The sequence below is a fragment of the Pseudonocardia kujensis genome (genome assembly GCF_021283305.1).
Lineage (GTDB): Bacteria > Actinomycetota > Actinomycetes > Mycobacteriales > Pseudonocardiaceae > Pseudonocardia > Pseudonocardia kujensis.
On sequence record NZ_JAJSOK010000008.1, the window covers coordinates 76,978 to 97,997 of the forward strand.

The 21,020-nt window shown below is 76.1% G+C and carries 18 protein-coding genes and 1 pseudogene; 17 read left to right on the forward strand and 2 right to left on the reverse strand.

Features of this window, described 5'->3' with window-relative positions; all coding sequences use genetic code 11:
* Positions 1-44: 44 nt before the first annotated feature.
* Positions 45-488, reverse strand: coding sequence for an SH3 domain-containing protein (locus LWC35_RS08485; RefSeq protein ID WP_372463021.1), 444 nt, complete (start codon positions 486-488; stop codon positions 45-47).
* Between the two features lie 417 nt (positions 489-905).
* On the opposite strand from LWC35_RS08485, the gene metK reads away from it, so the two are divergent.
* From metK to LWC35_RS08550, 13 genes and pseudogenes are all read left to right on the forward strand, one after another.
* Positions 906-2,108 carry a methionine adenosyltransferase gene (gene metK, locus LWC35_RS08490; protein WP_308194487.1) on the forward strand — a complete coding sequence of 401 codons (1,203 nt, stop codon included), beginning with the start codon at positions 906-908 and terminating at the stop codon, positions 2,106-2,108.
* A 56-nt stretch (positions 2,109-2,164) separates the two neighbouring features.
* The gene (locus tag LWC35_RS08495; RefSeq protein WP_308194488.1) at positions 2,165-4,171 is read left to right on the forward strand and encodes a primosomal protein N'; all 2,007 of its coding nucleotides are present in this window, start codon (positions 2,165-2,167) and stop codon (positions 4,169-4,171) included.
* Between the two features lie 223 nt (positions 4,172-4,394).
* Entirely contained in the window at positions 4,395-4,943 is a 549-nt protein-coding gene (gene def, locus LWC35_RS08500; RefSeq protein ID WP_232869485.1) for a peptide deformylase, read from the forward strand.
* Positions 4,940-5,872 (forward strand): methionyl-tRNA formyltransferase, encoded by a 933-nt coding sequence (gene fmt, locus LWC35_RS08505; protein WP_232869486.1) that lies wholly within the window; start codon positions 4,940-4,942, stop codon positions 5,870-5,872. The genes def and fmt overlap by 4 nt, the downstream gene beginning before the upstream one ends.
* A 604-nt stretch (positions 5,873-6,476) precedes the next feature.
* Positions 6,477-7,919: pseudogene (locus LWC35_RS08510) on the forward strand (RsmB/NOP family class I SAM-dependent RNA methyltransferase); the annotation flags it as partial.
* A gap of 84 nt (positions 7,920-8,003) precedes the next feature.
* On the forward strand, positions 8,004-8,705 hold the full coding sequence (gene rpe / locus LWC35_RS08515; protein WP_232869488.1) for a ribulose-phosphate 3-epimerase: 702 nt from the start codon (positions 8,004-8,006) through the stop codon (positions 8,703-8,705).
* 38 nt (positions 8,706-8,743) lie between these two features.
* Complete coding sequence (gene ribD / locus LWC35_RS08520) at positions 8,744-9,733, forward strand: bifunctional diaminohydroxyphosphoribosylaminopyrimidine deaminase/5-amino-6-(5-phosphoribosylamino)uracil reductase RibD (protein ID WP_232869550.1); 990 nt, start codon at positions 8,744-8,746, stop codon at positions 9,731-9,733.
* A 32-nt stretch (positions 9,734-9,765) separates the two neighbouring features.
* On the forward strand, positions 9,766-10,437 hold the full coding sequence (locus LWC35_RS08525; protein WP_232869489.1) for a riboflavin synthase: 672 nt from the start codon (positions 9,766-9,768) through the stop codon (positions 10,435-10,437).
* Positions 10,438-10,442: 5 nt separating this feature from the next.
* On the forward strand, positions 10,443-11,762 hold the full coding sequence (locus LWC35_RS08530; RefSeq protein WP_232869551.1) for a bifunctional 3,4-dihydroxy-2-butanone-4-phosphate synthase/GTP cyclohydrolase II: 1,320 nt from the start codon (positions 10,443-10,445) through the stop codon (positions 11,760-11,762).
* A 70-nt stretch (positions 11,763-11,832) separates the two neighbouring features.
* Complete coding sequence (gene ribH / locus LWC35_RS08535) at positions 11,833-12,315, forward strand: 6,7-dimethyl-8-ribityllumazine synthase (protein ID WP_232869490.1); 483 nt, start codon at positions 11,833-11,835, stop codon at positions 12,313-12,315.
* On the forward strand, positions 12,312-12,848 hold the full coding sequence (locus tag LWC35_RS08540) for a PH domain-containing protein (protein ID WP_308194489.1): 537 nt from the start codon (positions 12,312-12,314) through the stop codon (positions 12,846-12,848). The genes ribH and LWC35_RS08540 overlap by 4 nt, the downstream gene beginning before the upstream one ends.
* A 187-nt stretch (positions 12,849-13,035) precedes the next feature.
* On the forward strand, positions 13,036-13,587 hold the full coding sequence (locus LWC35_RS08545; protein WP_232869491.1) for an MSMEG_1061 family FMN-dependent PPOX-type flavoprotein: 552 nt from the start codon (positions 13,036-13,038) through the stop codon (positions 13,585-13,587).
* 223 nt (positions 13,588-13,810) lie between these two features.
* Positions 13,811-14,653: an HAD family hydrolase gene (locus LWC35_RS08550; RefSeq protein ID WP_232869492.1), complete on the forward strand. Its 843-nt coding sequence runs from the start codon at positions 13,811-13,813 to the stop codon at positions 14,651-14,653.
* 23 nt (positions 14,654-14,676) lie between these two features.
* Here LWC35_RS08550 and LWC35_RS08555 read toward each other — a convergent pair whose 3' ends face one another.
* Positions 14,677-15,477, reverse strand: a complete 801-nt coding sequence (locus tag LWC35_RS08555) for a DUF2786 domain-containing protein (protein ID WP_232869493.1) — start codon at positions 15,475-15,477, stop codon at positions 14,677-14,679.
* Between the two features lie 151 nt (positions 15,478-15,628).
* Between LWC35_RS08555 and uvrC the strand changes: the two genes are divergently transcribed.
* The 4 genes from uvrC to whiA all read left to right on the forward strand — a co-directional run bounded on the left by uvrC (position 15,629) and on the right by whiA (position 20,934).
* On the forward strand, positions 15,629-17,803 hold the full coding sequence (gene uvrC, locus LWC35_RS08560) for an excinuclease ABC subunit UvrC (RefSeq protein ID WP_232869494.1): 2,175 nt from the start codon (positions 15,629-15,631) through the stop codon (positions 17,801-17,803).
* Positions 17,804-17,979: 176 nt separating this feature from the next.
* Complete coding sequence (rapZ, locus tag LWC35_RS08565) at positions 17,980-18,837, forward strand: RNase adapter RapZ (protein WP_232869553.1); 858 nt, start codon at positions 17,980-17,982, stop codon at positions 18,835-18,837.
* Positions 18,838-18,911: 74 nt separating this feature from the next.
* Positions 18,912-19,895, forward strand: a complete 984-nt coding sequence (locus tag LWC35_RS08570) for a gluconeogenesis factor YvcK family protein (RefSeq protein ID WP_232869554.1) — start codon at positions 18,912-18,914, stop codon at positions 19,893-19,895.
* 55 nt (positions 19,896-19,950) lie between these two features.
* Positions 19,951-20,934: a DNA-binding protein WhiA gene (gene whiA / locus LWC35_RS08575; RefSeq protein WP_232869495.1), complete on the forward strand. Its 984-nt coding sequence runs from the start codon at positions 19,951-19,953 to the stop codon at positions 20,932-20,934.
* Positions 20,935-21,020 lie beyond the last annotated feature (86 nt).

Consider the following 21,020-nt stretch of genomic DNA (forward strand, 5'->3'; position numbering starts at 1 on the left):
CGTCGGGACCGCCCCTCGTCTCGTGTGCGTGTCGCGCGGTCGCGTCAGCGGCCGAGCAGGCCGCCCACGCCGCCGCTGCGGGCCGGGGCCTCCGTCGGGGCCTCCTGGTCGGCGTTCGCGCCGTCGGCACCGTCGGTGCCCTCGGCCGGGGTGGCCTTCTCCGGCGAGTCGGTGCCGGAGGCGGCCGGGGCACCGGTGGTCGCCGGGGTGCTGCCGTTCTGGCCGCCGCGCGTGAGGCCGGCGTCGCTCGGGGTCCCGGTGTCGGAACCGGAGGCGGCGCCGTTCGTCTTCACGTAGTCCTTGACGGCCCAGCCGTCGAGGTTCTCCAGCTTGACGAAGCCGTTGCGGGTCTCGCCGACCTGCACCTCGGTGCCGCGGTCGCAGACGGCCACGATGGCGGCGTCGGCCGCCGGCTCCTCGCGGACGTTGACGTTGTCGGTGCAGGTGCCCGTGGTCGCGGCGGACGCGGTGCCGGCCAGCACGGCCATGAGCCCGGCCGCGCCGACGGCGAGCACGCCGCCGACCGCCGCGGTCACGCGGCCCGGTCGCTGCAGTGCAGTCACCTTCATGGGGAGGAACCTCCGAGAGTGGTCGACCGCGACCCGGGTGTCGGGCGACGCGAGGGCGTCGGCCGGGTCGCGGCTGCGGTGTCATCGGGCCCAACGACGCCGCTCGTTACCGATTCGGGACCTCGCTCGGGGTCCACCCGAAGGGGTGGTGGACGGGGCGCTCGCGACACGGTCCGTCACGCACCGTGATCGGTTGCGGTCTCCTCACCTGTGGAGGTCCGCGGTCGACTACCCTGCCGTCCGACAGCATCCAGCGATCTGCACCCCGCCCCGCCGCACGAGGCGACGGAGCCGGCAACGAGGCCAGGGGCGCGACGACCTCGGCAGGAGTGGCGCGTGGCGAACGTGGGCCGTCGGCTCTTCACCAGCGAGTCGGTGACCGAGGGTCACCCGGACAAGATGTGCGACGCGATCAGCGACACGATCCTGGACGCGCTGCTCGCGCAGGACCCGCGCAGCCGTGTCGCGGTCGAGACCCTGGTGACCACGGGGCAGGTGCACGTCGCCGGCGAGGTCACGACCAGCGCCTACGCCGACATCCCCGGCCTGGTCCGGGAGAAGATCCTCGAGATCGGCTACGACTCGTCGTCGAAGGGCTTCGACGGCAACTCGTGCGGCGTCAACGTGGCGATCGGCGCGCAGTCGCCGGACATCGCGCAGGGCGTCGACACCGCGTACGAGAGCCGGGTCGAGTCGAGCGAGGACGAGATCGCCCGCCAGGGCGCCGGCGACCAGGGCCTGATGTTCGGGTACGCGAACACCGACACGGACGAGCTGATGCCGCTGCCGATCGCGCTCGCGCACCGGCTCTCGCGGCGGCTCACCGAGGTCCGCAAGTCCGGCGTGCTGCCCTACCTGCGCCCGGACGGCAAGACCCAGGTCACCATCGAGTACGACGGCGACAAGCCGGTCCGCGTCGACACGGTCGTCCTGTCCACGCAGCACGCGGAGGACATCGACCTCGACGGGATGCTCGCGCCCGACGTGCTGGAGAAGATCGTCACCCCCGAGATCGGCGACCTCGGGCTCGACACCTCGAACGTCCGGCTGCTGGTCAACCCGACCGGCCGGTTCGTGATCGGCGGCCCGATGGGCGACGCCGGGCTCACCGGGCGCAAGATCATCGTCGACACGTACGGCGGGTTCGCCCGGCACGGCGGCGGCGCGTTCTCGGGCAAGGACCCGTCGAAGGTGGACCGCTCCGCCGCCTACGCCATGCGCTGGGTGGCCAAGAACGTCGTGGCCGCCGGGCTGGCCGAGCGGATCGAGGTGCAGGTCGCGTACGCGATCGGCAAGGCGGCCCCGGTCGGGCTGTTCGTCGAGACCTTCGGCACCGCGCGCGTCGACCCGGCGAAGATCGAGTCGGCGATCACCGAGGTGTTCGACCTGCGCCCGGCCGCGATCGTCCGCGACCTCGACCTGCTGCGCCCGATCTACGCGCCCACCGCGGCCTACGGCCACTTCGGCCGCAGCGACATCGCGCTGCCGTGGGAGGACACCTCGCGCGCCGAGGCGCTCAAGTCCCTCGCGGGCGCCTGAGTCCCGGCTTGGCCGCACGGAGCGCGCGGACGCGCGGGGAGTGGACCGCGGCGTCCGTGCAGCCGGTCGCGCGGGTGGCCGTGGACGTGCCGCTGCCGCACCTGGACCGGCCGTTCGACTACCGCGTGCCCACCCACCTCGACGAGCAGGCCCGGCCGGGCGTCCGGGTGCGGGTGCGGTTCGCCGGGCGGCTGGTCGACGGGTTCCTGCTCGAGCGGGCCGAGGAGTCCGGGCACACCGGCCGGCTGGCGTGGGTCGACAAGGTCGTCTCGCCGGAGCCGGTGCTGACCCCGGAGGTCGCGACCCTCTGCCGGGCGGTCGCCGACCGGTACGCGGGCGTGTTCGCCGACGTCGTGCGGATGGCGGTGCCGCCGCGGCACGCCCGGGTCGAGGCGGAGACCCCGCGCGAGCGGGCGCTGCCACCGGTCGAGGCGCCCGATCCGGCGGGCTGGGCGCGCTACCAGCACGGTGCGACGTACTTGGACGCGCTCGCCGGCGGCCGCGCCGCACACGCCGTGTGGCAGGCCCTGCCGGGGGAGTGCTGGCCCGCACGGTTCGCCGAGGCCGCGGCGGCGACCGTCGCCGCCGGACGGGGCGCCCTCCTGGTGGTCCCCGACCAGCGGGACGTCGACGCCGCCTGCGCCGCGCTGGGTGATCGCCTGGGGACCGACGCGGTGGTCGCGCTGACCGCCGAGCTCGGCCCGGCGGAGCGTTACCGGCGCTGGCTCGCGGTGCGCCGCGGGGCCGTGCGCGCGGTCGTCGGGACGCGGTCGGCGGCGTTCGCGCCCGTCGAGAAGCTGGGGCTGCTCGCGGTGTGGGACGACGGCGACGACAGCCACGCCGAGCCGCGCGCCCCGTACCCGCAGGTCCGCGACGTGCTGGTGGCCCGCGCCCACGCCGCCGGCGCCGCGCTGCTGGTGGGCGGCTTCAGCCGCACCGCCGAGGCGCAGCTACTGGTCGAGTCCCGGTGGGCGAGCCCGATCGTCGCCGACCGGGCCACCGTGCGTGCCGCCGCGCCCCGGGTGACCGCGATCGGGGAGACCGACACCCAGCTCGCCCGCGACCCCGACGCCCGCGCGGCCCGCGTGCCCGCGGTCGCGTTCGAGGCCGCCCGGCAGGCGCTCGGGGCGGGCCGGCCGGTGCTCGTCCAGGTGCCCCGCGCCGGCTACCTGCCGTGGCTGTCCTGCGCGCACTGCCGCGAGCCCGCCCGGTGCCGGCACTGCGCCGGCCCGCTGGGCCTGCCGCGCGGCGGCACCGCCGGCGACCCCGGGCTGCCCACGTGCCGGTGGTGCGGGCGGGCCGAGCCGGCGTTCCGGTGCGGCGGCTGCGGGTCGCGCCGGCTGCGCGCGGGCGTCGTCGGGTCGCGGCGGACCGCGGAGGAGCTGGGCCGGGCGTTCCCCGGGGTCACCGTGCGGACCTCCGGAGGCGGGGCGCCGGTGCTGGCCTCGGTGCCGGACGAGCCCGAGATCGTCGTCGCGACGCCGGGGGCGGAGCCCGCGGTCGAGGGCGCGCCGGCCGGGTACGGAGCCGCGCTGCTGCTCGACGGCTGGGCGATGCTCTCCCGCGCCGATCTCCGGGTCGCCGTGGAGGCGCTGCGCCGCTGGCTCGCCGCGGCGGCGCTGGTGCGGCCGCACGCCGACGGCGGGCGGGTGATCGTCGTCGCCGAGTCCGCGATCCCGGTGGTGCAGGCGCTCGTGCGCTGGGACCCGGCCGGGTTCGCCGCCGAGGAGCTCGCCTCGCGCGCCGAGGTCGGGTTCCCGCCGGCCGTGCGGATGGCAGCGGTCGAGGGCACGCCGGGCGCGGTCGCCGACGTCGTCGACGCCGTCCTGGCCGCCGCGCAGGACGGGGGGCCGGAGGTGGAGGTCCTCGGCCCGGTGGAGATCGACGCCCCGCCGGAGCCGGGGGAGGCCGCGGGCGAGGTGCGCGAGCGGGCGCTGCTGCGGGTGCCGCGGACGGAGGGCCGCGCGCTCGCCCGGCACCTGCACGCCGCGCAGGCCGCCCGCAGCACGCGCAAGGCGCCCGACGCGGTCCGGGTGCGCCTGGACCCGGCCGAGATCGGCTGAGACCGGGGCGCACCGGCAGGCGGCCGGGCGGCCCGCCACTGCCGTGGGCGGGCACCCGCCGCTGCCGTGGGCGGGCACCCGCCGCTGCCGTGGCCGGGTGGCCCGCCGCTGCCGTGGCCGGGTGGCCCGCCGCTGCCGTGACCGGGCGGCCCGCCGCTGCCATGACCGGGCGGCCCGCCGCCGGGTGGCACAATCGGGGTCGATCCCGATCGTTTGGAGTTCCGTGTCCGTTCAGCCCGTCCGCCTGTTCGGCGACCCGGTGCTGCGCACCCCCGCCGCGCCCGTCACCACGTTCGACGCGGAGCTGCGCAAGCTCGTCGCCGACCTCACCGACACCATGCACGACGAGGGCGGCGCCGGCCTGGCCGCGCCCCAGATCGGCGTCGGGCTGCGCGTTTTCACCTTCGAGGTCGACGGCGTTGCCGGGCACATGGTCAACCCGACCTGGAACGCGGTCGACGGCGAGGAGCAGTTCGGTCCGGAGGGCTGCCTGTCCATCCCCGGGCTCGGCTGGGACTGCCGCCGGTCGCTGAACGTGGTCGCAACCGGCTGGAACATGCACGGCGAGCCGATCACCGTCGAGGGCACCGCCAAGCTGGCGCGGGCCATCCAGCACGAGACGGACCACCTCGACGGCGTGCTGTTCGTCGACCGGCTCGACCCCGAGACCCGCAAGCAGGCGATGGCCGAGATCCGCGCCGCCGAGTGGTTCGGCCGCCCCGAGCCCGCGGTCAAGGTCAGCCCGCACCCGATGTTCGGCAGAGCCCGTTGAGGCTGCTGTTCGCGGGCACCCCGGAGCCGGCCGTGCCCGCGCTGCGGGCCCTGCTCGACTCGCCGCGCCACGAGGTCGTCGGGGTGCTGACCCGGCCGGACGCCCCCGCCGGGCGCGGCCGCCGGCTCGTCCGCTCGCCCGTCGGGGCGCTGGCCGACGAGGCCGGCCTCCCCGTGCTCACCCCGGCGAAGCCGCGCGAGCCGGAGTTCCTCGACGCGCTGCGCGATCTCGCGCCGGACTGCGTCCCGGTCGTCGCGTACGGGGCGCTGGTCCCGCGCGTGGCCCTCGACATCCCGGCCCGCGGTTGGATCAACCTGCACTTCTCGCTGCTCCCGGCCTGGCGCGGGGCCGCGCCGGTGCAGGCGGCGATCAAACACGGCGACGAGATCACCGGCGCCACCACGTTCCTGCTCGAGGAGGGCCTCGACACCGGCCCGACCTACGGAGTGGTCACCGAGGCGATCGGCGAGCGGGACACCTCCGGCGACCTGCTCGGCCGGCTCGCCCGGTCCGGCGCCGCCCTGCTCGTCGCGACCATGGACGGCATCGAGGACGGCACCCTGCGCGCGGTGCCGCAGCCCGCGGAGGGCGTGTCGCACGCGCCCAAGGTGACGGTGGCCGACGCGCGCGTGGACTGGTCGGCGCCCGCGGTGCCGCTCGACCGGCTGATCCGCTCGACCACGCCGGACCCGGGCGCCTGGACGGAGTTCCGCGGGCAGCGGCTCGGCCTGGGCCCGGTCACGCCGGTCCGGACCGGCGAGGTGGACCTCAAGCCGGGGGAGCTGCGGGCGGAGAAGAAGCGCGTGCTGGTCGGCACCGCCACGGTGCCGGTGCGGCTGGGCGAGGTGCGCCCGGTGGGCAAGAAGGCGATGCCGGCGGCGGACTGGGCCCGCGGAGTGCGCATCACGGACTCCGAGACCCTGGGCTGAGGTCCGGCCGGCGTCGCGGTCACGCGGTCCCGGTCGTCGCGCGCACCGGTCCCGGCGGGGCGGCCCGGGGGGCGAGGGCCGGGGGCGGACCTGGGACCATGGGGCGGACGAGCCGGACGAACGAGGAGTGTGTGTGAGCGAGCCCGACGGCGGACGACCCGAGCGGGACGACCGCGACGATCGGGGCCGGTCCGGCGGCCCCCGGGGATCCGGGGAGCTGCGCGGGTCCGGCCGGTCGGACGACCGGCGCTCGGGCGGCCGGCCGGCCCGCGACCCGGGGCGGGGTGGCCGTCCCCGCGGCGAAGGCGGGTACCGGGGCGGCTCCTCCGGCGGCGACCGGCGTGCTCGTGACGACCGTGGCGGCTTCCGCGGTGACAGGGGGCGCGACGACCGGGGCCGCGGTGACAGGGGGCGTGACGACCGGGGGCGTGACGACCGGGGCCGTGAGGATCGGGGCCGTGACGACCGGGGCCGCGGTGATCGGGGCCGCGGTGATCGGGGCCGGGACGACCGCCCCCGGGGCGGGGACCGCTCATCCGGGCGTGGCGACCGTGCCGGGCGGGACGACCGGCGCGGCGGCTACGGACGCGACGACCGGGGCGGGCGGCGCGACCGCACCCCCGGCCCCCGCAACGCCGGCCCGCCGCGGCGGCGCAGCGGCCCGGACGCCCCGCCGGCGGGCGACCCGGCCCGGCAGGCCGCGTTCGAGCTGCTCACCGCGGTGCGGGAGCGCGACGCCTACGCCAACCTCGTGCTGCCGTCGATCCTGCGCCGGTACCGGCTGAAGGACCGCGACGCGGCGCTCGCCACGGAGCTCGGCTACGGCACGCTGCGCGCCGCCGGTCAGCTCGACGCCGTCATCGAGGCCTGTGCGGACCGCCCGCTGCACCGCATCGAGGGCCCGCTGGTCGACGCCATGCGCCTCGGCAGCTACCAGCTGCTGCGGATGCGGGTGCCCGAGCACGCGGCCGTCGCGACCTCGGTCGACATCGTCCGCGGCATCGCCGGCTCGCGCTCGTCCGGCTTCGTCAACGCGATCCTGCGCAAGGTCGCCGAGACCGCCGCGGCGAAAGGGGCCGAGGAGTGGCTCACCGAGCTGGCGCCGAACCCGCAGGAGGACCCGGTCGGGCACGCCTCCTTCGTGCACGCCCACCCGAAGTGGATCGGGCAGGCGTTCGCCGACGCGCTCGGCTCCCACGAGGAGCTGCCCGCCGCCCTCGCCGCCGACGACGCCCGCCCGGCCGTGCACCTGCTGGCCCGGCCCGGCGAGATCACCGCCGAGGAGCTGGCCCTCGTCACCGGCGGCACCGAGGCGCCCTACTCGCCCTACGGGGTGCACCTCGAGCCCGGCAGCGGCGAGGTCGGCGAGCTCGACGCGATCCGCGAGGGCGTGGCGACCGTGCAGGACGAGGGCAGCCAGCTCGTCGCGCTGGCCCTGGCCCGCGCCGCGCTCGACGGCGAGGACACCGGCCGCTGGCTGGACCTCTGCGCCGGCCCGGGCGGCAAGGCCGTGCTGCTCGGCGCGCTCGTGGCCCTCGACGGGGGCACGCTCGACGCCGTCGAGCAGACCGAGCACCGCGCCGACCTGGTCCGCAAGTCCACCGACGGGCTTCCCGTCACCGTGCATCACGCCGACGGTCGAGAGGCGCCGCTGCCCGAGGGCGCCTTCGACCGGGTGCTCGTCGACGCGCCCTGCACCGGGCTCGGGGCGTTGCGCCGGCGGCCGGAGGCTCGCTGGCGGCGCAAGCCCGAGGACGTGTCCGCGCTGGCCAAGCTCCAGCGCGAGCTGCTGCTGGCCGCGCTGCGGCACGTCCGGGTCGGCGGGGTCGTGGGCTACGTCACCTGCTCGCCGCACCTGTCCGAGACCGTCGGCGTGGTCGGCGGGATCGTCCGGCGCAAGGACCTCGGCGTCACGGTCGAGCGGCTCGACGCGCGGGAGTACCTGCCCGGCGTCCCGGAGCTCGGGGCGGGCCCGCACGTGCAGCTGTGGCCGCACCGGCACGGCACGGACGCCATGTTCCTGACCCTCCTCCGCCGGACGTCCTGAGTCCGGGAACCCGTGTGACCTGCCTCTCCCGCGCGGACGGGGGTGCGCGGGGGCGGACGGGCGGCGGACGGGCGATACCCTGCCGTGGTGCGTCCCCTGATCGCCCCGAGCATCCTGTCCGCCGACTTCGCCCACCTCGCCGACGAGGCGGCGCGGGTCTCCGACGCGGCTGCCGGGGAGGGTCGGGGCGCCGACTGGCTGCACGTCGACGTGATGGACGCGCACTTCGTCCCGAACCTCACGCTCGGCCTGCCCGTGGTGGAGTCGCTGCTGAGGGCGACCGACATCCCGCTGGACTGCCACCTGATGATCGAGGACCCGGACCGCTGGGCCCCGGGCTACGCCGAGGCCGGTGCGTACAACGTCACGGTGCACGTCGAGGCGGCCGCGGACCCGGTGATGCTGGCCAAGAACCTGCGCGCGGCCGGGGCGAAGGCGGGGTTGTCGATCAAGCCGGGCACCCCGCTGGACCCGTACGTCGAGGTCCTCAAGCACTACGACACCCTGCTGGTGATGAGCGTCGAGCCGGGCTTCGGCGGCCAGTCGTTCATGCCGGAGGTGCTGGACAAGGTCCGCGCCGCCCGCCGGCTCGTCGAGACCGGGCACCTGAAGGTCCTGGTGGAGATCGACGGCGGCATCGCCGCGTCGACCATCGAGGCCGCGGCCGAGGCCGGGGTGGACTGCTTCGTGGCGGGCTCGGCGGTCTACGGCGCCGACGACCCCGGCAAGGCGGTCGCGGCGCTGCGCGAGCAGGCGGTGGCCGCCCACCCGCGGTGGTCGGGGTGACCGCTCCGGCCGGCGCGACCCCGCCGGTCGAACGGGCGATGCGGCGGGCCCTGGCGGCCTCGGTGGCGGTGCACGGGGCGACCAGCCCGAACCCGCCGGTCGGTGCGGTGATCCTCGACGCCGCCGGCGAGGTCGTCGGGGTCGGTGCCACTGCTCCCGCAGGAGGGCCGCATGCCGAGGTCGTCGCCCTGCGGGAGGCGGGGGAGCGGTCCCGCGGCGGCACCGCCGTCGTCACGCTCGAGCCGTGCGCCCACCACGGGCGCACCCCGCCGTGCACGGACGCGCTGGTCGGGGCCGGTATCGCGGCCGTCCACGTGGCCGTCGCCGACCCGAACCCCCTGGCTGCGGGCGGTGCGGAGGCGCTGCGCGGGGCGGGTGTCGAGGTCGGCCTCGGCACGCTGGCCGACGAGGTCGCGGCCGGGCCGCTGCGGGCGTGGCTGCACGCCGTGCGCACCGGGCGTCCCCATGTCACCTGGAAGCTGGCGGCGACGCTCGACGGGCGCAGTGCGGCCGCCGACGGGACCAGCCGCTGGATCACGGGCCCCGAGGCGCGCGCCGAGGTGCACGAGTTCCGCTCCCACGTCGACGCGATCGTCGTCGGGACGGGCACCGCGCGGGCCGACGACCCCGCACTGAGCGCCCGGTACCCGGACGGCACGGACCGCGAGCGCCAGCCCCTCCGCGTCGTGGTGGGGCACAGTGACATTCGCCCGGGATCGCGGCTGGACGCCCCGGACGTGCTACACCTGCGGACACACTCGCCGGACGACGTGTTGAAGGCGCTCACCGACCGTGGCGCCGTCGACGTGCTGCTGGAGGGCGGTCCGCGGCTGGCGGGGGCCTTCCTCGCCGCCAACCGGGTGGACCGGGTGCTGGCCTACCTGGCGCCCGCGCTGCTCGGTGCGGGTCCGGCGGCGCTGGCCGACGCGGGTGTGGGAACGATCGCCGGGATCCGGCGGTTGCAGGTGGACGCGGTGCGCACCGTGGGCGGGGACGTGCTGGTGGACGCGCGTCCCGCCGCGGGGTAGAGCGGAGCGGGAAGGCAGGAGGGGCGGAGCCCATGTTCACGGGGATCGTGGAGGAGGTCGGCGAGATCGTCGACGTCCGGCAGTCCGGTGAGGTGGTCGTGCTGACCGTGCGGGGCCCGCGCGTGTCCGGCGACGCCGCGCACGGCGACTCGATCGCGGTGAACGGCTGTTGCCTCACCGTCGCCGACCCCGGCGGGGCGCAGGGCGACGAGTTCCGGCTCGAGCTGGTGCCCGAGACACTGAAGCGGACCTCGCTCGGCGGGGCGGCCCCGGGCGTGAAGGTCAACCTCGAGCGGGCGCTGCAGGCCGGCGCCCGGCTCGGTGGGCACATCGTGCAGGGCCACGTCGACGGCGTCGGCACGCTGCTCGAGCGCACCCCGGGCGAGCGCAGCGACGAGGTGCGCTTCAGCCTGCCGCCCGATCTCGCGCGCTACGTCGTGGAGAAGGGCTCGATCACGGTCGACGGCGTGTCCCTGACGGTGGCCGGCACGGACGGCGACACCTTCTCGGTCGCGCTCATCCCCACCACGCTCGCCGACACCACGCTCGGCCTGCGCGCCCCCGGCGACCCGGTGAACCTCGAGGTCGACGTCGTGGCCAAGTACGTGGAGCGGCTGACCGCCGGCTACGTCGGCGGCCCGGCCCCCGCTCGGCGCGCGCCCGAGCAGCCCCAGGATCAGCACGGACAGGACGGTGCCAAGTGACCGAGATCGCTCACCAGGGGGCCGCCGCCGCAGCCGGCCTCACGGGCGGCTTCGAGCGGATCGAGCGGGCCCTGCGCGACCTCGCCGAGGGCAAGCCCGTCGTCGTGGTCGACGACGAGGACCGCGAGAACGAGGGCGACCTGATCTTCGCCGCGGAGAAGGCCACGCCCGAGCTGGTCTCCTTCGTGGTCCGCTACACCTCCGGCTACGTGTGCGTGGCGCTCACCGACACCGAGTGCGACCGGCTCGACCTCCCGCCGATGCACCACACGAACGCCGACGCGTACCGCACGGCCTTCACCGTCACCGTCGACGCCAAGGAGGGTGTGACCACCGGCATCTCGGCGGCGGACCGCGCCCACACGATCCGGCTGCTCGCCGACCCGACGACGCAGCCGACCGACCTGGTCCGGCCCGGGCACGTGCTGCCGCTGCGCGCCCGCGAGGGCGGCGTGCTGCGCCGCCCCGGGCACACCGAGGCCGCGGTCGACCTCACCCGCATGGCCGGGCTCTCGCCGGCCGGCGCGCTCTGCGAGATCGTGTCGCAGAAGGACGAGGGCGAGATGGCCCGCGGCGACGAGCTGCAGGTCTTCGCCGACGATCACGAGCTCACCCTGGTCACGATCGCCGACCTGATCGGCTACCGGCGCCGCTTCGAGAAGCACATCCAGCGTGTCGCGCAGGCCCGGATCCCGACCGCCCACGGCGAGTTCGTCGCGTTCGGCTACGACTCGCTGCTCGACGGGATCGAGCACATCGCCATGGTCAAGGGCGACGTCGGCACCCCGGAGGGCGACGGCGAGGACGTGCTGGTCCGCGTGCACTCCGAGTGTCTGACCGGCGACGTCATGGGCTCGCTGCGCTGCGACTGCGGTCCGCAGCTCGACGCCGCGCTCGAGGCCGTGGCCCAGGAGGGCCGCGGGGTGGTGCTCTACATGCGCGGGCACGAGGGCCGCGGCATCGGCCTGCTGCACAAGCTGCAGGCGTACCAGCTGCAGGAGGCCGGGGCCGACACCGTCGACGCCAACCTCGCCATGGGCCTGCCCGCCGACGCCCGGGACTACGGCATCGGCGCCCAGATCCTGTCCGACCTGGGCGTGAAGTCCATGCGGCTGCTCACGAACAACCCGGAGAAGCGCGCCGGGCTCGAGGGCTACGGCCTGCGGATCACCGAGCGGATCGCGATGCCGATCCGGCCCAACCCGGAGAACCTGCGGTACCTGCGCACCAAGCGGGACCGGATGGGACACGACCTGCCGGACCTGGGCGAAGCGGACGGACCGGGCAACCTGTCCGACGGCCTCTCCGACGGGTTGGGCGGCTGACCCGGGCGCTTCCCGGCGGCCGGACCTGGGAGACTGGTGCCATGAACTCGCGAGGTGCCGGAGGCGTGCGGTGAGCGGTGAGGGCAGGCCCACGGACGCAGGCGACCTGACGGGCGCGGCGGGGCTGCGGATCGGCATCGTGGCGGCCACCTGGCACGCCGAGGTGGTCGACGCGCTGCTGGAGCGCGCCCTGGCCACGGCGGAGAAGGCCGGGGCGGTGCCGACCGTCGTCCGGGTGCCCGGAACGGTCGAGCTCCCGGTCGTCGCCCAGGAGCTGGCTCGCACGCACGACGCCGTGGTGGCGCTGGGCGTGGTGGTGCGGGGCGGCACGCCACACTTCGAGTACGTGTGCGACTCGGTGACGGCGGGGCTGACCCGCGTCGCGCTCGACGAGTCGACCCCGGTCGGCAACGGTGTGCTCACCACCAACACCCTGGAACAGGCCGTGGACCGCAGCGGCGTGTCCGGCAGCAGCGAGGACAAGGGCGCGGAGGCCACCGTGGCCGCCCTGCGCACGGCGATCGTGCTCGCCGAGCTGCGGGAGCTGGCGTGAGCGGGAACGACGGGTCCGGCGCCGACGGCGGGTCCACGGGAGGTTCCGTGTCGTCCGACGTGCGGGAGAAGCCGGCGCGTCCGGGCCGCGGGCCCGGCGCCGTGACGATCCGCCCCCGCCTGGCCCTGTGGCTCGGCTGGGTGTCCGCCGCGGCCGTCCTCGTGATCTTCGTGGTGATCGCGGTCGTCCTGCGGAACACGGCGACGGGGGTCTACTTCCGGTTCGCCGACCAGGTCTCCATGGTGCTGCTCGGCCTCTTCATCGCCGCCGGGCTGGCCCTGTTCGCCCGGCCCCGGGTACGGGCGGACGAGCACGGCATCGAGGTCCGCAACGTGGCCCTGCCGCGGTATCTGCCCTGGTCGGAGGTCGAACGGGTCGCGTTCCCGGACGGAGCGTCCTGGGCCCGGCTGGACCTGCCGGACTTCGAGTACCTGCCGGTCCTGGCGATCCAGGCCGTCGACCGCCAGCACGCGGTCGATGCGATCCGCAGGGTCCGGGCGCTACACGCGGCGGCGCACCGCGCCGGCGGCTGAGCGTCTGCCGAGAGGTCAGGGGCCGAACTCCCGCACGGGTCCGGGTGAGGGTTACCTTACCCGGCGTGGAGATCGCGACCGCCCCGACCGCCGCCGCACCCGCCCTCCGGCCCGGGGCGCCGGACCTGCAGACCGTCACGACGCTCGACGAGCTGCGCGAGGTCGTCCCCGAGCCGCACGTGTCGCTGTGGGAGAGGACATCGGGCGGATCGACGAGTCCGCGCGCACCTTCGTCGAGGCCTCGCCGTTCCTGCTGCTGGCGACCTCGGGGCCGGACGGCACCTGCGACGTCACGCCCCGGGGTGACCCCGCGGGCAGCGTCCTGGTGCTCGACGAGCACACCCTCGTGATCGCCGACCGGCGCGGCAACCGCCGGCTCGACGCCTTCCGCAACATCCTCGAGAACCCCCACGTCGGCCTGCTGTTCGTGATCCCCGGACGGCCGGACACGGTCCGCGTGAACGGCACGGCCCGGGTGGTGCGCGACGCCCCCTTCTTCGATCGGCTCGCGGTCCAGGGTGTGCGCCCGGTGCTGGCGCTCGTCGTGACGGTCGAGGAGCTGTTCCTGCACTGCGCCAAGGCCTTCCTGCGCGCGGGACTGTGGGAGCCGGAGTCCTGGCCCGACCCCGCCGCCGTGCCGAGCGTGGGCCGGATGGCCAAGGCGATGAAGAACCTCGACGTGGCCGCCGAGGACATCGACGCCGCCCTCGCGCACGACGCGGAGCACAACCGGTACTGACCCCCACCGCCTCCCTCCACCGGTCCACCTGCCGATTCGCGTCCCCACTGATCGGCGCCCGGCTCGTCGCGAGATCATGACCGCTCAGCGCCGGCCGCCACTCGGAGTACCGTGCGCACCGCATGCCGGGTGAGGATGTTGCCCGCGTTGCGGAGCGTGATCGATCGTGTACGGAATGCCGGGCCTCCCCGCAGCGACGCCCCCGGCACGGTGAGGTGGACGCATGGCGCTGGGTCACGGAGGTCACGGAGGTCACGGCGCGCGCCCCGAGGCGGCGCGCACGACCGGGGCCTCGCGCACGACCGGGGCCTCGCGCACGACCGGGGCCTCGCGCACGGCCGGAGCCTCGCGCGCGACCGGCTCGGGCGGCACGGGCGAGCCGGCGGCCCCGCGACGGCCGCGCCGTCCGCGGGCCGTGCTCGTCGACGTCTACGACACGATCCTGCGGACGGACGCGCTGCGCCGCCGGTTCGTCGACGTCGGACGGCCCGAGCACGAGTACGAGCTCTTCCTCGCCCACGCCCTGCGCGACGCGATGGGGTTCGCGCTGGCCGGCACCCCGACCGAGTTCGCCCGGGTGCTGGCCGACGCGCTGCACTCGGCGACCGGCCACACACTCTCCCGCGACGCGCTCGCGCACATCCGGGAGGGCTTCACCGCGCTGCCCGCCTTCGCCGACGCCGAGCCCGCGCTCACCGTGCTGGCCCGCTCCCGTGTCCCCACCTGGGCAGTGGCGCAGGGCAGCGGTGACCTCACGTCGAACGCGCTCGACGCCACCGGCCTGCGCACCTTCCTGCGCGGCACCGTGGCCAGCGACGACCTCGGCGCGCTGCCACCCGACCCCGAGGCCTACCGGCTGGCCTGCGCCGCCGCCCGGGTCGATCCGGAGACCACCGCCTTCGTGTCCGCGCACGGGTACCTCGTGCACGGTGCGATGCGGGCCGGCCTGGTCGGCGCGCTGGTGCTGCGCGACGGCGAGGGCGCACCCGCCTCGATCGACCTGCCGCACGTGAGCGCGACCTCGCTGGTCACGACGATCGAGGCGCTGCTCGACCTGCCCAGCTGAGCTGAGGCCGGCCGGGGGAGGGGCTAGCCCGCCCCCAACCCCCGCGGCTCCGCACCGGACCCACCCCGTGTGCCGCCGATCCGCCGGCCGCCCAGATCGGCCCGGCGGCCCGCCTCGGCGCCCTCGGCGAACCCGCTGCCCGAGAGCGACGGCCGCCGCGCCCGGGACAGCTGCGGGAACGCCTCGGCGTAGGCCCGGTCGACCTGCGCGCCGCGGTCGACCAGCACGAGCGCGGTGCCCGCGGCCCGGGCGCGGTCCCCTCCGGCCCCGGTCGTCGCCTCCGCGGCCGCCCGCTCCTCGGCCTCCAGCAACCGCTGGTGGACCTGCGCGGCGAAGCCCTGCAGCCACGACCGCCGGTACGCGGCGACGGACTCCCCGGTCCAGGGCGGTCTCAGCCGCACGAGCTGCCCCGTGGCCTGCAGCAGCAGCGAGGTGTAGAGCAGCTCGACCCGCTCGCGGTCCGACCCGAACCCGAACACGGTGACCGCGGCGACCTTGCCCCCGGCGGCGCCGTGCATCACCCAGCGGCAGCGCAGCGCCGCCGCGGTCCACCCCAGCAGCCGCGCCTTGCCGGCCGAGTACGGGTCCTCCATCGCGATGCGGAGCATCCCGATCTCGTCCCGGCGCGGGTCGTCCGCCGCGAGCAGGGCCTCGTCGATCCCGTGCCGCGCCATGAGCTCGACGGCCTTGGCGTTGTAGATCTCGGCCTCCTCGGGCGTGCCCGCCCGTTCGGCCTTGGCCAGCAGCTTGCGCACACGGTCGAGCCGGTCGAGCCGGTCGGCGCGGGGGGAGGCGGCGGAGGACAGCGGGGTGCCGGTGGTCATCGGGGAGCCTTCCTTCGAACGGCCGTTCGGGTCGAGGAACGGTCTACCCGACCGCACCGACAGTTCCGGTTGGATACACCCCCGGTCCCCGGGCCCCGACACCGCCCGGGCGGCACGGCGTGTCGGGGGGCGGCTCTACCCTGGGGAGGCCATGCCCGACCCCGCCACCTACCGCCCGGCCCCGGGGACGATCCCCGAGGCCCCGGGCGTGTACCGCTTCTCCGACCCGCAGGGCCGGGTGATCTACGTCGGCAAGGCGAAGAGCCTGCGCCAACGGTTGAACAGCTACTTCGCCGACATCGCCGGCCTGCACCCGCGCACCCGGCAGATGGTGACCACGGCCGGGCACGTGCAGTGGACGGTCGTCGGCACCGAGGTCGAGGCCCTCCAGCTCGAGTACAACTGGATCAAGGAGTTCGACCCGCGGTTCAACGTCCGCTACCGGGACGACAAGACCTACCCGGTGCTCGCGGTCACGCTGAACGAGGAGTACCCGCGGCTGCACGTCTACCGCGGCCCGCGACGCAAGGGCGTCCGCTACTTCGGCCCGTACGCCCACGCGTGGGCCATCCGCGAGACCCTCGACCTGCTGCTGCGCGTGTTCCCCGCGCGGACCTGCAGCGCGGGCGTCTTCCGCCGGCACGGCCAGATCGGCCGGCCCTGCCTGCTCGGCTACATCGACAAGTGCTCGGCGCCGTGCGTCGGCCGGGTGGACGCCGAGGAGCACCGCCGGATCGTCGACGAGTTCTGCGACTTCCTGTCCGGGCGCACCGACCGGATGATCCGCGAGCTCGAGCGCCGGATGCAGGAGGCGGCCGAGGGCCTGGAGTTCGAGCGTGCCGCCCGCCTGCGGGACGACGTGGGTGCGCTCAAGCGCGCCATGGAGCGCCAGGCCGTGGTGCTGGGCGACGGCACCGACGCCGACGTCGTCGCGTTCGCGCAGGACGAGCTGGAGGCGGCCGTCCAGGTCTTCCACGTGCGCGGCGGCCGGGTCCGCGGGCAGCGCGGCTGGGTGATCGACAAGACGGACGAGACCGCGGACACCGCCGCGCTCGTCGAACGGTTCGTCACCCAGTTCTACGGCGAGCAGGCGGCCCTGGCCGAGGCCGCGGACGACGCCTCGCAGCCGGTGCCGAGGGAGATCCTGGTCCCCGAGCTCCCACCGGAGGCCGACGCCCTGCAGGAGTGGCTCACCGGGCTACGCGGGTCCCGCGTGCGGCTGCGGGTGGCGCAGCGCGGCGACAAGCGGGCGCTCGCCGAGACCGTCGAGCGCAACGCCAAGGAGGCGTTCACCCAGCACAAGCTGCGCCGCGCCGGGGACCTCACGGCCCGGTCGGCGGCGTTGCAGGAGCTGCAGGAGGCCCTGGGCCTGGACCAGGCGCCGCTGCGGATCGAGTGCATCGACGTCAGCCATGTGCAGGGGACCAACGTCGTCGCCTCGCTGGTGGTGTTCGAGGACGGGCTGGCCAAGAAGTCCGACTACCGCCGCTTCGAGGTCCGCGACGGCGCCCAGGGCGGCGACGTCGCGTCGATCGCCGAGGTGGTCCGGCGGCGGTTCCGCCGGTACCTCGCGGAGAACCGCGACGGGGCCGTGGAGCCGGACGGGGCCGGGGAGCCGGACGGGGCCGGGGAGCCGGACGGGGCCGGGGAGCCGGACGGGGCCGGGGAGCCGGACGGGGCCGGGGAGCCGGACGAGGCCGAGTCCATGCCGAAGGTCCGCACCGGCATCGACCCGACGACCGGCCGGCCGAAGAAGTTCGCCTACGCCCCGAACCTCCTGGTCGTCGACGGCGGGCAGCCGCAGGTGGAGGCGGCCGCGGACGTGCTGGCGGACCTCGGCATCCAGGACGTGGCGGTCTGCGGGCTGGCGAAGCGGCTGGAGGAGGTCTGGCTGCCCGGTGACCCGGACCCGGTGATCCTCTCCCGGACCAGCGAGGCGCTGTACCTGCTGCAGCGCGCGCGGGACGAGGCGCACCGCTTCGCCATCACCTACCACCGCCAGCGTCGTTCCAAGAGCATGGTGGCCTCCGAGCTCGACGGGGTGCCGGGACTCGGGCCGGCCCGGCGGCAGGCGCTGCTCCGGCACTTCGGCTCGATGCGGAGGATCCGGGCCGCGGAGGTCGACGAGATCGCCGGGCTGCCGGGGTTCGGCCGGCGCACGGCGGAAGCCGTGGTCGCCGCCCTCCACCCGGCCGACGGCGCTCGGCCTGACGGCGGTAACCCGGAGGCCCGGGCGGACGAACAGCCCGCCGAGCACCAGGCCGGACACGGAACGGCCGACCATCAGACAGCGGGAACGAGCGCGGAGGGGGCGCCCGGCCGGTGAACCAGGACGGCGAACCGACGACGACGGGCACGGCACCGGCCGTGGACCCGGGGACCACACCGGCGGAAACCGCGCCGGCGGGCACCGGCGAGACCGAGGCGGCCGCGGCGGCCCGGCGGGTCCCGGCGGTCGAGGCCGGCGGCTCCGCCGCGGGGGGCACGCCCGGGCCGTCCGGGATCGAGGTCGCGCTGGTCAGCGGACTGTCCGGGGCCGGCCGCAGCACGGCGGCGAAGGTGCTCGAGGACCTCGGCTGGTTCGTGGTGGACAACCTGCCGCCCGAGCTGATCGAGACGATGGTCGACCTGGGCGCGCGCTCCAGCGGCGAGGTCACGCGCATCGCGGTCGTCATGGATGTGCGGAGCCGGGCGTTCACCCGCGACCTGAGCGCGGTGATCCGGGACCTCGACGCCCGCGGCTACAAGCCCCGGCTGCTGTTCCTCGAGGCCTCCGACGCCGTGCTCGTGCGCCGGTTCGAGCAGAACCGCCGCGGCCACCCGCTGCAGGGCGCGGGCCGGCTGGTCGACGGCATCACCGCCGAGCGGGAGCTGCTGCGCCCGCTGCGGGAGAACGCGGACCTGCTCGTCGACACCTCCACCCTGTCGGTGCACCAGCTGCGGTCCCGCATCGAGCAGGGCTTCGAGACGGGCGCCCCGGAGCCGACCCGGGTGAACATCCTGTCGTTCGGCTACAAGTACGGCCTGCCGATGGACTCCGACCTGGTCGTGGACATGCGGTTCCTGCCGAACCCGCACTGGATCCCCGAGCTGCGCGAGCACACCGGGCGCGACGCCGACGTCCGCGACTACGTGCTCTCCCAGGAGGGCGCCGAGGAGTTCCTGGGCCGCTACGTCGAGCTGCTGACGCTGATGGGCGCGGGCTACCGGCGCGAGGGCAAGCGGTACCTCGCGGTGTCGGTGGGCTGCACCGGGGGCAAGCACCGCAGCGTGGCGATCAGCGAGGAGCTGGCCCGGCGGCTGGCGGGCGCGGAGGGGGTCGCGGTGAGCGTGACGCACCGCGACCTGGGCCGCGAGTGACGGGGCCGGGGCGGGCGGCCCGGGTGCCGGGACAGCGGGAGGACGGCGGCGACGCCGCGGACGGCGGTCGGGGGCTGCGCGCGGTCGCCCTCGGCGGCGGGCACGGCCTGTCCGCGACGCTGTCCGCGCTGCGGCAGATGTCCGAGGTCGCCGACGTCACCGCCGTGGTCACGGTGGCCGACGACGGCGGTTCGTCCGGCCGGATCCGCCGCGAGCTGGGCGGCCTGCTGCCCCCGGGCGACCTGCGGATGGCGCTCGTGGCGCTCGCCGCGCAGGACGACGGGGGCCGCCGCTGGGCCGAACTCGTCCAGCACCGCTTCGGCGGCACGGGCGCGCTGGCCGGGCACGCCGTGGGCAACCTCCTGCTGGCCGGGCTGATGGAGATCCTCGACGACCCGGTGGAGGCGCTCGACGAGGTCTGCCGCCTGCTCGGCGTGCGCGGCCGGGTGCTGCCGATGAGCCGGGTGCCGCTGGACATGGAGGCCGAGGTCAGCGGGCTGGACGAGACCGACCCCGGCCGGCTGCACCGGATCCGTGGCCAGGTCGCGGTGGCGTCGACCCCCGGCCGGGTCGAACGGGTGCGGCTGCACCCGGACCGGCCGCCGGCCTGCGAACAGGCGGTGGAGGCCGTCCGCACGGCGGACCTCGTGCTGCTCGGGCCGGGCTCCTGGTTCACCAGCGTGCTGCCGCACCTGCTGGTCCCGGGCCTGCGCGAGGCCCTGGACGAGACGGCCGCCCGGCGGGTCGTGGTGCTGAACCTGGCGCCGGAGCCGGGGGAGACGGCGGACTTCTCGCCGGAGCAGCACCTGGCGGTGCTCGCGGCCCACGCCCCGGAGCTGCGCGTGGACGCGGTGCTGGCCGACGCGGCGGCGGTGGCGGTACCCCATCGGCTGCGCCGGGCGGCACGGGCGATGATGGGACCCGGCGGCCGGGTGCATCTCGCCCCGGTCGCGGCGCAGGACCCGCTCGTGCCGCGGCACGAGCCGGCGGCGTTGGCGGCGGCGCTGCGGGAGGTCCTGGCGGCGTCCGCGCCGATGCCGGCCGGGAGGCGGGCATGAGGGGGCAGGCGCACGCGCGGGGCGTGCGGACGGACCGGAGGGGGAGGGGCACGGCATGGCGATGACCGCGGCGGTGAAGGACGAGCTCAGCAGGCTCACCGTGACGAAGCCCTCGTGCCGGCGGGCCGAGGTCGCGTCGCTGCTCCGCTTCGCCGGGGGCCTGCACATCGTGGGCGGCCGCGTGGTGATCGAGGCCGAGGTCGACACCGGCTCCGTCGCGCGCCGGCTCCGCAAGGAGATCCACGACCTCTACGGCCACCAGGTCGAGGCGCACGTCATCACCGCGGGCGGGCTGCGCCGCGGCAACCGGTACGTGATCCGCGTGGTGCGCGACGGCGAGGGCCTGGCCCGCCAGACCGGGCTGCTCGACCAGCGCGGCCGCCCGGTGCGCGGGCTGCCGCCCGCCGTCGTCTCCGGCGACCTGGACGACGCCGAGGCCGCCTGGCGCGGCGCGTTCCTCGCGCACGGCTCGCTCACCGAGCCCGGCCGCAGCTCCGCGCTGGAGGTGACGTGCCCGGGCCCGGAGGCCGCGCTGGCCCTGGTCGGCTCGGCGCGCCGGCTCGGGGTCACCGCCAAGGCGCGCGAGGTGCGCGGCGCGGACCGGGTCGTCGTCCGGGACGGGGACGCCATCGGCGCCCTGCTGACGCGGATGGGTGCGCACGAGTCCGTGATGGCGTGGGAGGAGCGGCGGATGCGCCGCGAGGTCCGGGCCACCGCCAACCGCCTCGCCAACTTCGACGACGCCAACCTGCGCCGCTCGGCCCGCGCCGCGGTCGCGGCGGCGGCCCGGGTCCGGCGCGCGCTGGAGATCCTCGGCGACGACGTCCCCGACCACCTGCTGGCCGCGGGCAGGCTGCGGGCCGAGCACACCCAGGCCTCGCTCGAGGAGCTCGGCCAGCTCGCCGACCCGCCGATGACGAAGGACGCCGTCGCCGGGCGGATCCGCAGGCTGCTGCACATGGCGGACAAGCGCGCCGCCGACCTGGGGATCCCGGACACGGAGTCCGCGGTCACCCCGGAGATGCTCGAGGAGGCGTGACCCAGGACGCACCCACGTGCGCACCGACCTGCGCAAATGCCGTGCAGGTCACGCCCGCCGGGTCCCTGTGAAGGGCGGCCGATGCC